Annotated in this window: 19 protein-coding genes; 5 read left to right on the forward strand and 14 right to left on the reverse strand. The window is 56.3% G+C overall.

Annotated features, from left to right (window positions below; genetic code table 11):
• Nucleotide 1: 1 nt before the first annotated feature.
• Nucleotides 2-679, forward strand: coding sequence for a TetR family transcriptional regulator C-terminal domain-containing protein (locus GQR90_RS08260; RefSeq protein ID WP_158773683.1), 678 nt, complete (start codon nt 2-4; stop codon nt 677-679).
• Between the two features lie 160 nt (nt 680-839).
• On the opposite strand, the gene GQR90_RS08265 is transcribed toward GQR90_RS08260, so the two are convergent.
• Nucleotides 840-1,415: a hypothetical protein gene (locus GQR90_RS08265; RefSeq protein ID WP_158773684.1), complete on the reverse strand. Its 576-nt coding sequence runs from the start codon at nt 1,413-1,415 to the stop codon at nt 840-842.
• A complete protein-coding gene (locus tag GQR90_RS08270; protein WP_158773685.1) occupies nt 1,412-1,771 on the reverse strand; it encodes a hypothetical protein in 360 nt (119 codons plus the stop codon). The genes GQR90_RS08265 and GQR90_RS08270 overlap by 4 nt, the downstream gene beginning before the upstream one ends.
• Before the next feature lie 373 nt (nt 1,772-2,144).
• Here GQR90_RS08270 and GQR90_RS08275 point away from each other — a divergent pair, with 373 nt between their 5' ends.
• A complete protein-coding gene (locus GQR90_RS08275; protein WP_199269501.1) occupies nt 2,145-3,092 on the forward strand; it encodes a MurR/RpiR family transcriptional regulator in 948 nt (315 codons plus the stop codon).
• A gap of 275 nt (nt 3,093-3,367) precedes the next feature.
• Here the strand turns inward: GQR90_RS08275 and GQR90_RS08280 are convergent, their stop codons facing one another.
• The 12 genes from GQR90_RS08280 to GQR90_RS08335 form a co-directional block, all read right to left on the reverse strand.
• Nucleotides 3,368-3,772, reverse strand: a complete 405-nt coding sequence (locus GQR90_RS08280) for a hypothetical protein (RefSeq protein WP_158773686.1) — start codon at nt 3,770-3,772, stop codon at nt 3,368-3,370.
• 51 nt (nt 3,773-3,823) lie between these two features.
• Nucleotides 3,824-4,438: a TerD family protein gene (locus GQR90_RS08285; RefSeq protein WP_158773687.1), complete on the reverse strand. Its 615-nt coding sequence runs from the start codon at nt 4,436-4,438 to the stop codon at nt 3,824-3,826.
• A gap of 78 nt (nt 4,439-4,516) precedes the next feature.
• Nucleotides 4,517-5,248 carry a hypothetical protein gene (locus tag GQR90_RS08290; protein WP_158773688.1) on the reverse strand — a complete coding sequence of 244 codons (732 nt, stop codon included), beginning with the start codon at nt 5,246-5,248 and terminating at the stop codon, nt 4,517-4,519.
• 17 nt (nt 5,249-5,265) lie between these two features.
• Nucleotides 5,266-6,141 (reverse strand): aldolase/citrate lyase family protein, encoded by an 876-nt coding sequence (locus tag GQR90_RS08295; RefSeq protein WP_158773689.1) that lies wholly within the window; start codon nt 6,139-6,141, stop codon nt 5,266-5,268.
• Complete coding sequence (locus tag GQR90_RS08300) at nt 6,138-7,310, reverse strand: cysteine protease StiP family protein (protein WP_233266491.1); 1,173 nt, start codon at nt 7,308-7,310, stop codon at nt 6,138-6,140. Before GQR90_RS08300 ends, GQR90_RS08295 begins: the two co-directional genes overlap by 4 nt.
• A complete protein-coding gene (locus tag GQR90_RS08305; RefSeq protein WP_158773690.1) occupies nt 7,307-8,062 on the reverse strand; it encodes a hypothetical protein in 756 nt (251 codons plus the stop codon). Before GQR90_RS08305 ends, GQR90_RS08300 begins: the two co-directional genes overlap by 4 nt.
• Entirely contained in the window at nt 8,062-9,258 is a 1,197-nt protein-coding gene (locus GQR90_RS08310; protein WP_158773691.1) for a phosphoribosyltransferase domain-containing protein, read from the reverse strand. The genes GQR90_RS08305 and GQR90_RS08310 overlap by 1 nt, the downstream gene beginning before the upstream one ends.
• Nucleotides 9,255-9,683, reverse strand: coding sequence for a hypothetical protein (locus tag GQR90_RS08315; protein WP_158773692.1), 429 nt, complete (start codon nt 9,681-9,683; stop codon nt 9,255-9,257). Before GQR90_RS08315 ends, GQR90_RS08310 begins: the two co-directional genes overlap by 4 nt.
• Nucleotides 9,684-9,739: 56 nt before the next feature.
• Nucleotides 9,740-10,318: a TerD family protein gene (locus tag GQR90_RS08320; protein WP_158773693.1), complete on the reverse strand. Its 579-nt coding sequence runs from the start codon at nt 10,316-10,318 to the stop codon at nt 9,740-9,742.
• 93 nt (nt 10,319-10,411) lie between these two features.
• Complete coding sequence (locus GQR90_RS08325; RefSeq protein WP_158773694.1) at nt 10,412-10,984, reverse strand: TerD family protein; 573 nt, start codon at nt 10,982-10,984, stop codon at nt 10,412-10,414.
• A 100-nt stretch (nt 10,985-11,084) separates the two neighbouring features.
• Nucleotides 11,085-12,089, reverse strand: a complete 1,005-nt coding sequence (locus GQR90_RS08330) for a TerC/Alx family metal homeostasis membrane protein (RefSeq protein ID WP_233266522.1) — start codon at nt 12,087-12,089, stop codon at nt 11,085-11,087.
• Between the two features lie 14 nt (nt 12,090-12,103).
• The gene (locus tag GQR90_RS08335; RefSeq protein WP_158773696.1) at nt 12,104-12,568 is read right to left on the reverse strand and encodes a tellurite resistance TerB family protein; all 465 of its coding nucleotides are present in this window, start codon (nt 12,566-12,568) and stop codon (nt 12,104-12,106) included.
• 341 nt (nt 12,569-12,909) lie between these two features.
• On the opposite strand from GQR90_RS08335, the gene GQR90_RS08340 reads away from it, so the two are divergent.
• From GQR90_RS08340 to GQR90_RS08350, 3 genes are all read left to right on the forward strand, one after another.
• Nucleotides 12,910-14,130, forward strand: coding sequence for a TerD family protein (locus GQR90_RS08340; RefSeq protein WP_158773697.1), 1,221 nt, complete (start codon nt 12,910-12,912; stop codon nt 14,128-14,130).
• Nucleotides 14,131-14,301: 171 nt separating this feature from the next.
• On the forward strand, nt 14,302-14,946 hold the full coding sequence (locus GQR90_RS08345) for a vWA domain-containing protein (protein ID WP_158773698.1): 645 nt from the start codon (nt 14,302-14,304) through the stop codon (nt 14,944-14,946).
• An 11-nt stretch (nt 14,947-14,957) separates the two neighbouring features.
• Complete coding sequence (locus GQR90_RS08350; RefSeq protein ID WP_158773699.1) at nt 14,958-15,605, forward strand: vWA domain-containing protein; 648 nt, start codon at nt 14,958-14,960, stop codon at nt 15,603-15,605.
• The last annotated feature ends 2 nt before the right edge of the window (nt 15,606-15,607 follow it).

Consider the following 15,607-nt stretch of genomic DNA (forward strand, 5'->3'; position numbering starts at 1 on the left):
GATGCCCGCGGATTCTCCTTCTTCTCTGTATGCCGAAGTCCGTCGTTCTCGTAATGCAGAATTTAGCGTGGCCCCTATCAGTTCTCCCCGTGAGCAGGCGGAGAGCCGTATTCTTGAAGCTGCAGAGTGTGTGTTTGCCTGTCATGGCTATCGTGGCAGCACCTTGAAGCAGATTGCCGATGTGGCCGAGCTGCCCAAGGCGAATCTGCTGTATTACTTTGGCTCCAAGGAAAAGCTCTATGTGCACCTGCTGGAGCAGACGTTGACGCGCTGGAATGCATCACTTGAAGATATCTCGCCTGACGATGAGCCGCGCGATGTGTTGGAGGCACTGGTACGCACGAAGTTACAACTGGCGCGTCAGGCACCACAGGCATCGCGCCTGTTCGCGGCTGAGGTCATCAGTGGCGCACCTTTCTTGCGTGAGTATCTCAGTGGGCCACTGCGTGACTGGGTACAGGTGCGTTGCGATGTGATGAAAGCCTGGATGGCAGTCGGCAAGCTGCGTGAGGCGGAACCGATGTGGGTGATCTATTTGATATGGTCTACCACTCAGCACTACGCTGACTTTGCGGCCCAGATCGATTATCTCGGCGGGGCCCCACAGAGCGATGAAGACTGGGAACGTCTGGCAGACTTTGTCTCCAGCACGCTGTGTGATGGTCTTTGCCCGCGCTAGCGCTGTCGTGATTATCAAGGTGAGGTGCTTTTGCTGGCACCTCACACACAACAATGCCCGCTCCGGTTTTCGGGGCGGGCATTGTTGTGTGTGAACGAGATCAAGGAACAGGCATTGTGTGATTGAGCAGTTGACCCGAATGTCCGTGGTATGGGCTCGGCTAACTGACCAGTGCCAAAGCTGCCATCCTGACATTTGAAAGCGTGGCACCTTGCAGCTGTTGAGTTTCACAATGTTGGTGCATCTGCCAGCTATCACGGCTCTCTGTGGCGAGATAGATCAATGCGGCATCTGCCCTGAGCCACAAACGGGCCAGGTCTCGCTGGTGTCGGGTACGATTGGCAGTTGGCAGCGCGTTAGCGGTAACGATGACCACGGGTGCCTTGAGTAACCAGCGTGGCGCATGGTTAGGCCAACTGTGATGTACGGCCTCCAGCCATGGTGCCTGGGGATGCGCGGGGGAGGCTTGCCAGCGCCAGCCACGACCGACTTCCATGATGCCGCGCGTCGTCCAGATCAGGCTGCGGCGAGGGAGTTGACGCTCAAGACTCGCCAGCAACACATTGTCGCTATCGGTCAGTGGTTGTATTGCGCCATTCTCAAGGCTCAAACGTTCTCCTGCGTGCTGACCGATGATCAGCTCAACCTGAACACGTGCGACCGGCGCTCCTACTGGTAGACTATTTTCCAGTGGGATGTGCATGCCGCACTCCATGCCAATGGTATAGACGCTCATGCCAGCATACCTCGGCGGGCCAATGCCTGATGGCGATGCAGAATTTCCCAGTCGGCCTGTACCGTATGAATGACCTCAGGATTGAAGACCGCTTGCTGCTTCGCGATAAGTGAAGAGGCGATGTCGCCTGAACTGCGGGTATCGTGAGGTGAAATCTCACTGGAAGAGGATGTCTGCAGACTGGAAGACGGGGCGATATAACCCATCGCCATCACATCCAGGAGTTGATGAGATTCTGTCTGGTCAGCCACTTTTGTCACGGCAGTCCGCGACAATAGCGTGAACTTCTGCGTGGTGACCTTGGCAGTCATGGCCCGGCAGGTTTCGAGAAGTGTTGTCATCGGAGTGGTGGCCATGAGAAAGCTCCTTGCTCATCGCGAGCGCTTTATCGGAAAGATTACAGCCAAGGTGTTGAGTGACTGCCCACCATAGTTAAGCGTATAGCATGCCTAGCGATGCGATATTATAGGTAAAACAAGGATTTGAGGTTGTTAATGGTTGGCCGAGCATGGGTCATCATGCTCTGGTGACCCTTTGTATCCGCTTATCATCGTCTTTTGTGCACTATTGACTCACTGCTGGCCCGGCGATTGCACTGTCATGGGGCGCATTGAGACTGGGGGTGATTCATCATTTTGCTATCTGGCGCATTGATATGCTGTTTCTCGAAGGTTTTCACGGCTTCCTCGAGTATCTTTTCAGTTCATAATAGAGGCAGGGATCACGATCATGACGCGTACTCCTCGCGATGATGCAACGCAGGCCATGTTGGATGGCTCACGTTCACTGGATACAGCGCCGCTCTCGACCCCTTTGGTATCAACGCAAGTTGAGCGAATGGCAGGCGTGAGCCTTCACCAGCGTCTGACGCGTTCGTTGGAGCAACTGACCCCTAACGAACAGCGCATCGCGCGCTTTTTACTCGCGCATCAGGATGAGCTGGCGCTCTACAATGCCGCCGAACTTTCTCGACTGACGAATGTGTCCAAGGCGACCGTCAGTCGATTGTTTCGGCGGTTGGGCTATCGGGATTTCCGTGAAGCGCGTGATCAAGCACGTAGCTTGCGTCAGGCGGGGGTGCCGGTGGCTCTGGCCGCGCCCACCACAGATCATCATCAGCGTCATTATGAGCAGGAATGTCGCAATCTACGCCAGGCACTGGCAGCGTTGGACATGCTGGATATCGACGCCTTGTGTCGAGCGTTGATAGCGGCGGGTGGTATTCAGATCATTGGCTTTCGCAATGCTTATCCGCTGGCGCTGCACTTGCGGCAACAGTTGCTGCAGCTGCGCGCTCACGTTGGCGTATTACCACAACCAGGGCAGTCATTGGGCGAGGAGGTCGCGCGTCTGACAGCCTCTGACGCCGTTATCGTGTTTGCGATGCGGCGGCGCCCCAAGGAACTGGCGCGCTTACTGGAATGGCTGGGCCAGGCACCCTGTACTGTCATGCTGATCTGTGACGACAGTCTCACGTATATACCGGCGGGTATTGAGCATGTACTGCGCTGTCCACTCGACAGTATCAGCGCCTTCGATAGTTACGCCGCGGCCATGAGTCAGATTAACTTGCTGGCAACACGCTTGTTGCATCACGACCTTGTCGGAGGACGTAGCCAGATTCGTCGTGTTACTGACACCTTCGAGACACTTGATGAGTTAAGTGGTGGTAAATAGTAGTGGCTATGACTGGCTCGTCATTGTTGATTGACACATGATATAGGCGCTGGTTTTATTAACCAGTAGGCGAGTCACTTTGGGGTTACTTGGGATGGTTAGTAATTCGTTATCAATTAATTATTAAGCAATACCTTGCCGTAAGAAGGATTCTGCTGATCAGTCGTCAAGATTCAATGCGGGCGCCTGTCGTTGACTATTATCAATAGACTCGATGTTTTGCAGTGGCAGGCTGTGAGATAGACCTGGGGCAGTTGGCCCCAGGACGCTACTCTTCATATCTTGCGGAGGCTAATGCTCGGGCTATTGGCAGTGCGGTGTTGCTCGAAGTGTTCCAGGCGTTCCAGCTTTTCCTCTGTCAGCTCGAGTTGTTGCACGTACCGCCAAAGCGGCAGCCCGCGTGCTCTCGCACGTTGCTCCAATGCTTCCTTGGTGGCCTGATCGATATTGGCTCGCGCCAACTGGTGCCGTGATTTATATCGGTGTGATCTTACGTTGTCACGCGCGCGTCGCCACTCGTCATCGGTGGCCCATTTATCCGCCCACACGAGCAGGCTATGGGCATCACGGATCTTGATAAGGTCGGCCCGAGGCTGAATCTTGCCCTCACAGGCCGCTTGTCCCAGGAAATACCGAACATATAAAACGACCTCATCCTGAGGGGGCGCAGTCTTGTTCATAAGCGAGAGGGCCGGCGTTGGTGGCCGACCCATCCTCCCGATGCATGATGATTACGCGCTGATGTAGTCCTGAGCGAAGGAGGCGAGGGTCGTCTTCAAGTCGCGGGCTTCGACGGCAACGCCGATGGAACGGAATTTCCAATCGCTACCGTGACGATAGACACTGCCCAGAATCATGCTGACACGGCCAGAGAAGGTCGCGTCATTTGCGACGTCAAAGGTGGCAAACACTTCACCCTGACCCGCGCGGCCATTATGGATACGTGCACTGGCGAACGGGATGTCACCGAAGTTCTGCTGATTGAAGGAGTTCAGCACCAATGCCAGCTGAGTCACGCTGCTGGGTACCTTGTTGAGATTGATCTGAATGATCTCGTTGTCCTGTCCATCATCGCCGCCGGTATCGCCAACGCGATCATCACCGCTGTGCTTGATGGAGCTGCATTTCGAAGTGAGCTGACCAAAATAGATGATGTCGACGATCTTGCCACTGGCATCGAACATGCCGATGGAGGCATCCAGATCGACGGCTTGATGTTTGACGCCGCCAAACAGTTTCTTCTTCTCGATGGCGCCCCAGTTCACACCGATTTCGATGTAATCCAGCTTGGAGCCGTCATCCTTGGCGAGACTGATGCGCTGACCCTTGGACAGATTGATAGCCATTGTCATGTGCTTCCTTGTTGCGTGCCGGTGTCCCGGCAGAGAGTCGGAGCAGGCCACCCGTGGGATGACCCGAGTACGTCAGCTGAACAACTTACCGAAGAGGCCTTTCTTGGGCGCCTGTTGCGGCACATTCGCGAAACGGCGCTCGATGCGTTTCTTGGCGTTGTACTTGGCGGCGTAATCCGCCTGAGCGCCCTTGAAAACAGCAGGGCCAGAAATGTCGACGTCGATGGAGGTGCCATGCCAGGCAAGCCATGCGGTTTCTTCCTGGCCCGGACGTGACGTCTTGCCGGAGGGTGCCAGGATGACTTCATCCTCGGTCACGATGGCGTAGCCGATGATATAGGTATAAACACCCTCGACATTGGCTTCAGGGTTTTGCGCAAAATCGTAATCACAGACCACTTCCTGGCTACCGAAGCTCATCTTCATGCGGGGCTTCAAGGTGGCGACGGCGACGGCACCATTGGCGACGGCTGAGTAAACGCTGAAGCACAGCGCCACAGGGCCGCCCATGCGCTTGGCGATATCACGAGCCACGGTGATCTGTTCTTCGCCAGGCATCTCGTTGCTGGCGCCCTGGACATCGCCGTGATGATGCGCGAAGGGCACTTCACTGAGGCTGCAAGGGTAGGCACCGTCGATCAGGTACATTTGCTCGTCGGGCATCAGAATCGAGCAGCGCAGATCCAGGTCGTCATTATCCTTGTCATCACCGTTATCGACCCATTGCGCGCGAACCAGAAGATCACTGCTGCCCTTGGTCAGGTCTATCGTGGCGGTCTGGTCTGGCTTGCTGAGATTGATCATGGTGTTGTCTCCTTGATTCACGAGGTCGCGTTGATGTTCAAGCTTGAGATGCGACGTGCCCAGGTGGCATGACAGGTTTGTTCCATCATCTGCCCGTCGTGCCGGAATACGGCGGTATCGGAGTGAAGCAGAGCGTCTGCCTGCGCCTTTTGACGTGATAGCGCATGGGTGAAATGCGCTTCCACGACATCAATCTGACTCGGATGAATGCAGGTCTTGGCGTAAAAGCCCCACGCGATGTCTTGTGCAATTTCGCGAGATAGTGTGTCTGTTTCATCGATCAAGTCGCACACCGGTGCTGCCAGTTCGTAGCCTGCAGGCCTGAAGGTAGTGATGATCCGTTCCAGCGTGCCGCGCAAGGGCGTGTCATAGATGGTCTGCCCGGATTGACGTTTGAGACCGATAGCCCCCAGCAGATCATTTGCCCCGATACGCAAGGCAATCACGGGATTGGACAGTGCTTGAATGGCCTCCAGCAGCGCATCTGTGGTGGAGTCTCGAAACAGAGCGAGCGTCTCAAGCGTTGGCATGACGGCAAGCGTTGGTGCCATTTCAAGCACGACCTGCCACCCCGGTGCCGTCTCAGCATCGAATTTCGGTACGACCACGCCATCGATGCGTGCCATTGCCTCGGGCGATGCAATTAACTGTTGCAGCACAAGGGGAGAGCGCGGGCGCACGAAGCGCAGGAAGGGCACGTCCAGCGGTGCTGTCTTGAGTGCCTTGATCAGTCGCCGAACGGCCCACGTCACTTCACTGTCGATGACGGCATCTTCGGTACAGATGATCAGTGATCGTGCCGTGTGGCAGCCTTCACTCAGGATGCTGTCCAGTGATTTATGCGTGGCTGGCACGTACAGCGAGGCGCCCAGATGCCCATAGAGTTCATTCATTGGGTGGCCTCGTCGCGTCGTCCATCACGCTCCAGCGCCTTGATCAGTGCGCAGGCATGAAACGGCATGTCGGCGTCTACGATCACCGGAACCTCTTTCTCTTCGGCCAACAGCAACAGGTGTTCAACGTCGGGATGCTCACGGTCGCGCACCATCAACAGTGCGGGGACGCGGCGCAGCATGACGCGGGTTGCCTCGGCGATACCCGGCTTGATGTGATTGATGTCTTCAATCGCATAGTCCTGGCGAATCTGACTCAGCATATCGCGCATCAATGCCTGTTGGCGCAAGCGGTCGCTATCGCGAGTGACGTCATCAGAGATGTCGATGTCGTTGCCTAAATGAGCTGCAATACGTTCGATGAAGGCTTGCGATTGATCGTGCTCAGCCAACTCGTCATAGATGACGCAACCATGAAAGGCACCCATGGGTACCTGGTCGTTCAAGACGGAACGAGAGACCAATCCCGAGACAGTAGCGTTCAGAATGCCCGACGGAATGGCATAGTCTTCGTAAGTGGCAGCATAATCGGCGGTGCCTCCGATATCGGAGACGACAGCCAGGCGCACGGGGACTTCGGATTGCTGACGACTGTGACGCTTAGCGTTGTAATGATTGAGGTCACGCTTAAGCTCACCGGTGATGACGCCCTTGGCGGTCCATGCATCCACGAACACGATGCGATTCGCTGAAACGCCGACTTCATCGAGAAGATAGTCCAGCGCGGCATGATCGATGCCTCGGTCCCGAATGATCGAGACGCTGTAATGTGCCGCTGCCTGGCCCTCATGATCTACTAGCGCCCGGCGTAGCAGGGCACCCACCGGCGTGCCGGCGCGTACTAGACTCACCAGCACCAGCGGTGATTCACTGCGGCCGTATTCCAATAGCAGTTGGCGCGCCAACTGGTGGATCTCACTGGCCAGTCGCGGGGCATAACGGGTGCACAGTGTATCGAAGAGCTTCAGATATTCAGCGCTCGGTGCGGGTTCACGGTGGATCATCTCACTGTAATGCGCCTCACCTGACTGAATGCGACGCTCCTTCTCCTCAATACTGAGGAACTGGCCCTCGATCGGGGTCAACAGGAAGTGACAATCGTCAGGCTGATAGGAGCCATGCAGCGGTGCCTTCGGTGGCACTTGCGACATTGTGGCCATCGTCGTCATTGGGCATGCTCCTCGAGCTGATTCCAGATCTGGCTGCGTGTCGGGATGACGCTCATGTCACTGCCGGCCATGAATTTCAGGTCGGAGAGACTGTCACCCAGTGCGATCACGGTGTCCTCGGGCTGACGGTTGAGCACCTGTTCCAGCAGATAGTCACAGGTCGCAGCCTTGCAGGTATACGCCGGGCGCATTGCTGCATTGCGACGATTCATGTGCAGCGTCAGGTCGTGAGCGACGGCCACATCAAGCAGGGCTTGATGAAGCCCTGGCGGAAGAGACTCTGGCGCCTTGATCGATAGATAGACGGGCACTTCAAGGTCACTCAGCTCGCGCAATGACAGTGTCACTTCGGGGAACTGTCGTGCGAGAATCTCGCTCAATGCCTGTCGTGCGCCAGCAATGCTGGTCGCGGCAGCGGCTTGCTGAGGCGCGAGATGCTGTTGCCATGCTGGCAGCAACTGTCCCTTGTGCAGAAGAAGCGCCCCATGGCTGACCACGGCGTAACCGCTGACAAAGTCGAGAGTGACGCGCTCCAGGGCATAACTGGTGCGGCCCGTGACTGGCACGATGATATCGGCCTGGCTGCTGAAGACTTCCCATAGGCGCTGCTGCTGCGGCGTTTGCCAGGACAACGGCTTGCCATCGCCATCGACAGCGGCCATGTGAGTCCGCGTGGTACCGGAAGGCAGCGAACGCTCACTGGCGAACAGCGTGTCATCGAGGTCTGTCAGTAGAATGAGCCGACCCGCCATCAGACCGTCTCCTCCGTTGCAGGAGTAGCATGTGCCTGACGCCCATGAGCGACATGAGCCTCCTGCAACGCGATCGAGTAACGAGGAGTCTCGACGCCGTCAAAGGCCATCGGGTGTCGGCATACATCAGCGTTATAGAGAAAGTGGCGCTTCTTGGGCTGGCCGAGTGCCGGTATCTCCAGGTGGCTGGCGATGCCATCACCGAGGGCAATCGGGGAGCGGGTCGAGCTCTGGAAGCGTACGTCATGGCCCGCCTTTGACAGCGCGAGCGCCACGCGGAAGGGCGCATCCAGAAACTCCCCCATGCCATAGATCACGAGAGGCCCTGTGGTAGCGGGGTCACCTACTTGCTCCAGACGTGACCGTAGCGCCTCGGGCATCGGATCAGGGGCGTGCCCCATCCGCTTGCCGAACAGACCATCCTGCTCAAGCGGCAGCGGGTGTGCTGCTCGATCTTCCTGCATCAGCACATCACAGAAGTCGGTATCGACATCCTCTGGTAGCACCGCGTCATGATCAGCGTCCGGCGTGAAGGTGAATGTCCCCGCCATCAACTGAACGAAGCGCACGTCCAGATGTGCCGGCAGCGCTTCAAGCAGTCGTGCACGTGCTTCATCGGTCAGCCAGCTGACCAGCGAGACGATGTGCAGGCGAGTGACGTTGGTCAGCACTGCCTGGTCGACAAGCGCACTGGCCAGCTGAGCCAGCGTCAGGCCGGTGGAGATTTCATCGTCGACCAACACAAGATCAGAGGCACCGGCGACGACGACAGCCGCCTCCTGACTCAGATGTGCCATATGCATGGTATCTGCGTGCGAGTGTGCTTCGCGAATGCGTATCCAGGGCTCCGGGACAAGAAAACGGGTGGTGTGCTGGTAGATACAGTCACAGTGAAGATGACCAATATGTCGAGCCACGCCCGCGCCCAGTCCGACGGCTGTTTCAGCCATGCCGACCACGTAGGCACGTTCTCCGACCAGTTCAATCTTCTCGGCCAATTCGGCGTGTATCCGGTCCATCGTCATGGGGTCCACGGGAACATGCTTGCCGAGTACGCGAGAGACGAACAGATAGCCGCGGCGTGGATTGAGACGCGAGGCAAAGGTGAGTAGCTCATCGAGCCGTTCAGCACTCTCGGTCAGTGTCAGGTCCAATCGACCGGCGGCAATGTGCTGTGTGAGGGTCTGAGCTGTCATGCGGCAGGCTTCCTGTTGAGGCGGAGACTCTGGAAAGATCGCTTGACCAACTGAGTCAGCACGTAGACGCACCAGCCAGAGAGGCTGAGTACGGCGACGAGGCTGAGTTGATATTCAGGCGTTATCGCGCCAAACAGTCTTTCCAGAATCATCCAGAGGGGCATCGCCAGCAAGGAAGGAATGACGAGGACATGCCAGAGCATCTCTACGCGACTGAGGCGCACGCGGTATCGACTAAGCGCGAGGGCCCAGGGACGATGAAGGAAGGTCGCGGCAACAGCGATGGACCCGAGAGTGATGGGGATCAGGCACCACAATGGTTGCTGCTGGAATCCAAGCCAAAAGCTGCTCCAGGTAACGAGAAGCCAGAAAGCGCCTTCTACTGCACCGATGAAATCGGCACGCAGTTTTGAACGTGTAGACATTGAGACTCCGAAATAGGGACGGGGGCCGTGGCCCCCGCCATCAGTACAGCTGAGGCTTAACTCGCGCTCAAACCATACTTGCTTGCCAAACCGGCGAGGCCATTGGAGAAGCCTTGCCCAATGGCCTTGAACTTCCATTCACCGTTGTTACGGTAAACTTCACAGAAGATCATGGAATTTTCCACGGAGTAATCTTCAGACAGGTCGTAACGAACGACTTCCTGGCTGGACTCGAGGTTGACGATGCGTGCGAAGGCATTTTCAATGCCGCCGAAGTTCTGGCCACGAGATTCGGCTTCGTGAATGGTGACGGTGACGGCCAGTTTCTCGACATCGGCTGGTACCTTCTCCAGATCGACGATGATGACTTCGTCGTCGCCATCACCCTCACCGGTGAGGTTGTCACCGGTATGCTCAACCGAACCATCGACAGACTTCAGGTTGCCGTAGAAGATGAAGTCCTTGTCCTGGCGACACTTGCCTTCGCTGTTGAGCAGGAAAACACTGGCGTCCAGATCGAATTCAGCGCCGGTCGTAACGCGGTTGTCCCACCCCAGCCCGATATGAATCTTGCGAATCCCCGGCGATTCCTTGCTCAGGGAGATGTTGCCGCCTTTGGAAAGAGAAATAGCCATCGTGGTGAACGTCCTATCACTGGTGAATGTTCAGAATGAATCAAATGTGGACAGGCCCGATCGCCGGGCCTGCCTGTAGCCTTGCGGCCGGTTTTACTGTAGGCCATAGCCTTTCAAGAAGGCGGCCAGGCCGCCGGCAAAGCCGTCGCCCTTGGCGACGAAACGCCAGTCGCCGTCTTTCTTGTACAGCTCACCAAAGATCACTGCTGTTTCGGCAGAGTAGTCTTCGGTCAGGTCGTAGCGAGCGACCGCTTCTTCCTTGCCGTCCTGAAGAATGCGGATGTAGGCGTTATCGACCATGCCGAAGTTCTGACCGCGAGCATCTGCTTCGTGAATGGTGACCACGACCACGATCTTGGCAACAGAGGCGTCAATCTTGGTGGTATCCACGATGATGCTTTCATCATCGCCGTCACCTTCGCCGGTCAGGTTGTCGCCGGTAGAGGAAACGCCGCCACACGGGGAGGCCAGATTTCCGTAGAAGACCAATGATTTCTCGGCGCCCACCGGCTTGCCAGCGTCATCCAGCATGAGTGCGGAGGCATCGAGGTCGAAATCGGCGCCATCGGTAATGCGTGCATCCCAGCCCATACCCAGAGTGAATTTGGTCGCGCCCTGTGCTTCCTTGGCGAGATTGATACGACTGCCTTTGCTAAGGTCGATCATGAATAAACTCCTGTGATTGGGGTCAGTGCCGGTGGTGAGGCACTGGCAAACACCCTTGTGAGATGCTTGCCAGTACCCCCTCGCGGGGATACCGGGTCGATCAGGACTGTTTATCGGTGTGCGGTTCTGCCTTGCCCGGGAAAACCAGACTCGCCAGGACCCCGCCAATGATAAGTCCAAGCACCACGAACAGACTGATTTGGTGGTCGATGTGGTAGATATCAAGCGCCGACGTCGCAAGCTTGACCGCAATGAAGACCAGTACCAGTGCAACCGCCTTTTCAAGATGCACCAGAAGCTTGGCCGCGGCCGCCAGCATGAAGTACAGATTACGCAGCCCCAGAATGGCAAAGATCACGGAGGCGTAGATCAGGAAGGGCTCCTGAGTGATCGCCACGATGGCCGGTACGCTATCGAAGCTGAAGATGATGTCCGAGATCTCGATACAGATCAGGCATAGCAGTACCGGCGTGGCATAGAAGCGGGCACGCTGGGGGAGGGTAAGGCCCTCACGCTCGGCAATCGCCCTTGCGTCCTTGCCACTCACCACGAACTGCTTGCCGACCATGTGCGGGAAGACCGGCATGAATTTCTGCGTCAGACGGACTGACCAATGCCCGGAATAGTCTTCCGAGGTCTCGTCATCACCGCTACCACCAAACATCTTGATGCCCGTCCACAGCACGATGGCCGCAAACAGCAGTTCGACCCACTGCGACATACCGAATAGCGCCGTGCCTGCCGCCACGAAGATGGCGCGGAAGATAAGCGCCCCTGCAATGCCGTAATAAAGAATGCGGTGCTGCAGAATGCCTTTGATATTGAAGCTGGCGAAGATGGCGACGAACACCATCATGTTGTCAATTGACAGCGCCTTCTCAAGGACATATCCCGACAGAAACAGACTGGCGGATTCTTCCGAGTAGCGAAGGTGCAGATAGCCGTAAAACGCCATCGCCAACACTACCCAGAAGACTGACCATCCCAGCGCATCCTTGAATGTCACTTCTTCGGCATTTCTATGCGCAAACAGGTCAAGCCATACGGAAGCAATGACCACCACCGCCAGCACGATGACTGCTTCCATCGGGTATCCAAATTCCATCAAGTCTCGCTCCTTTATAGACCGAAGTCTGTCGGGTCGAGACCCAGTTCACGGGCAATGACCGTCGCTTTGGCTTTTTCTGCTGCGTCGAAGTCACCATCCGCTCCGCCAATGGCAATCGCAAGACGTACCACCATGCGCGCCTGGTCATCGTTCTTCTTGACCTTGCCGATGTCATTCAGCGCGGTGATCTCAGCCAGATCGGCATCTGTATCTGGATTCTGAGGATCAAGGGAGTCCAGATAGTTCTTGAACTTGCGCGCGACCTCGGAGGGATCGAATACGCTGAGCGCCTCATGATTGCGGACAAACGCGATGGTCTTCTGTTTTTCATCACGAGAAATTTCTCCATCTGCGACGGCGATCATGGCACTGGCTGCCATGGCGGCATTCAGGAAGCTCTCGGATTTGTATTTTTTCGCTTCAGTCTTGAGGGAGTTAAAAGATTCTCTTGCTTTCGACACGATTGAGTTGAGCATGATATTTCCTTGCGGTTAGCGTGTGACTCACGGTGACAGCTACAGCGTACCTTAAAAAACAGAGGAGGCAATAAGAAAGGCTGCTTCGGAGGGAGTCAGTTGATCTGTTATCGTGCAAACGTTGACCTGTATGGCAGATGAACTCTTTTTAATAATGAATGTAACATTAACCAATTTGGAAAATCCGACCGAACAAGCTGAGAAGCGTATACTGGTTTTTGACGATATTTTCCGGTACACGTGGATTTTATAAGCCTGTATGGTAAGTCGATACTTACTAAAGATAATGTCCATAAGTTGTTATAAATCTATCATTAACGAATTTTTCATGGAGTGTTCATATGGGAACATTACTCGTCGCAGGTCAGAATACGCGTCTCACGGGAACTCGATACACACTTGATTTACAGGTGCCAGAAGCAGAACACGTCACCCTGGATGCCAGTGCCTTGTTGTTGGGTAGCACGGGGCGAGTGCAGGGAGATGCGGATTTTGTCTTCTACAACCAGCCAAAGCACCCCAGTGGTGCGGTAAACCAGGTATCCGGTGGGCGTTTTGACGTAGATCTCAGCCGCTTGCCTGAACATGTTGAGCGCGTAGCCTTCGTGTTTACGGTTGAGCAGGGGCTATCGGCACTCTCTAGTGGCTACGGTTTCACGCTGGGTGGTGAAGGGCAGGAAATCAACTTCTCAGGAAAGGGCACCGGACGGGCCGAGAAGTCATTGATCCTGATGGACCTCTATCGACGTAATGGTGAATGGAAAGCAAAGGCGGTCGACCAAGGGTTTGTGGGAGGCATGGCTCCTCTGGCGGAGCACTTCGGCGTCGCCGTTGGCGATAAGCCTGCCCCAACAGCTCAGCCCGCCCCAGCCGCCAAGCCCGCCCCGACACCTGTCGCCAAGCCTGAGCCAGCGCCTGCGTCGACTCCAGCGCCGATCAATCTGAGCAAGATTACACTCGAGAAGAAAGGTCAGACCATTTCACTCGAGAAGAAGTCCAATTCCTTTGGCAAGATTCACGTCAATCTGAATTGGGAGCAGGGCACGGGCAAGGCCAAGAGTGGCGGCTTCCTGAGTGGGCTGATGGGCGGCGGCGGAGATGGCAAGATCGACCTTGATCTTGGCTGCATGTATGAATTGCGTGACGGAAAAGCCGGTGTCATCCAGGCGTTGGGCAAGCAGTTTGGCTCCCTGGAGCAGGCTCCGTATATCTTCCTGGATGGCGATGACCGGTCAGGCGCGGCCAGCAATGGCGAAAATCTCTATCTCAATGGCCATCATTGGTCGGACATCAAGCGGGTCATGATATTTGCCTTCATCTATGAAGGAGCTGCCAACTGGGGGCAGGCGAACGGTAGAATTCTGTTCAAGGCTCCCGACCAGCCGGAGGTTGAAGTTCGTCTGGATGCCACGGATAGCGGCAAGAAGTTCTGCGTGGTGGCCATGCTCGAGAATGATGGCGGCGCGCTGAAGGTGTCGAAGGAAGTGAATTATTTCGCGGGCCACAAGCAAGCAGATACCCACTATGGATTCGGCTTCAGCTGGGGCCGAGGGAGCAAGTAATTTCCGCTATTCTCTCGATGGGTACCATGGCCAGTTTTGCACCGACCCACGGGCATTCTCTAGAGTGAATGACCGTGGTGTTTTCCTCACTGAAATCCTGTCCTGTCATACGGTCCCCTTCCTGTTCAGACGACCCTTTCGGTGGTCGTCTCTGTACTTAAAGAGGTCATCATGCGTCGTCTTCCTGTCTATCTCGTGCTCGACAAGTCCTATTCCATGACTGGTGAGCCTATCAATGCAGTCAATCAAGGCCTGCAGGGCCTGGTCGATATGTTGCGCCAGGATCCTCATGCGCTGGAGACCGTCTACCTATCAGTGATTGAGTTCAGTTCGAAACCGACCCAGACCATTCCGCTGACGGATCTGATGACGTTCCAGACACCGACTATCACGCCGGATGGCATGACGGGGCTGGGTGCAGCCCTTACGCTGACCGCCGAGCGTATCAAGGCTGAGGTCAAGCAGACGACGGCTGACACCAAGGGCGACTGGCGTCCGCTGGTATTCGTCTTCACTGATGGCGCCTCGACGGATGATATCGCCAAGGGCATCACGGCGATCAAGGGCGTCAGCCTGGCCAAGTTGATTGGCTGTGCCGCCGGTAAGGAGGCAGACGTTGAAGGCCTCAAAAGCTTTGCCACCGACGTGGTGCAGCTGGATAGTAATAGCGCCGAGTCCATTCGCGCCTTCTTCGCCTGGGTGTCGGCCAGCGTGTCCATGACCAGTCAGAATATCGAGGGCGGCGGAGGCGACGCCGGTGGTGAACTGCCACCGCCGCCGAAGGAAATCCAGGTCATCAACTTGTCCAAAGACTGAGCGAGGGCACCATGCAACGTCGTCTCCCCATCTATTTGCTGATCGACTCTTCCGGTTCCATGCGCGGCGAGCCGATCCAGTCTGTGAACGTAGGCCTCTCAGCCATGCTGACGGCACTGCGTCAGGACCCCTACGCACTGGAAACGGTGCATCTGTCGATCATTACCTTCGATCACAAGATTACCGATCTCGTGCCGCTGCAGCCGCTGGAAACAGCGCAGGTCGATGATATCGAGCTGCCGCGCTCTGGTGCTACCCACATGGGGGAGGCGCTGAATCACGTCTGTGATTGCGTTGAGCGCGACGTCATGACCTCGACGGCAGATCAGAAGGGAGACTTTCGTCCGATGTTGTTCGTGATGACCGATGGTTCCCCCTCGGATCTGATGGAGTTCGAGGGTGCCGTGAAGCGTATCAAGGGCATGAAGTTCTCCGAGATCATCGCCTGTGCCGCGGGCCCCAAGGCCAAGACAGAACATCTCCAGAAGTTCGCCTCCCAGACAGTAAGCCTGGAAACCATGGACAGCTCGAGCTTTGCGACCTACTTCCAGTGGGTGTCTGCTTCTATCGCTGCCACTGCGAGTGGCCAGCAGGCAGGTAATGCGCCGGAAGACATCACACTGCCGCCGCCGCCCGCTGAAGTGCAGGTCGTTCTGTAAGG

The sequence above is a fragment of the Cobetia sp. L2A1 genome, assembly GCF_009796845.1.
Classification (GTDB): Bacteria; Pseudomonadota; Gammaproteobacteria; order Pseudomonadales; family Halomonadaceae; genus Cobetia.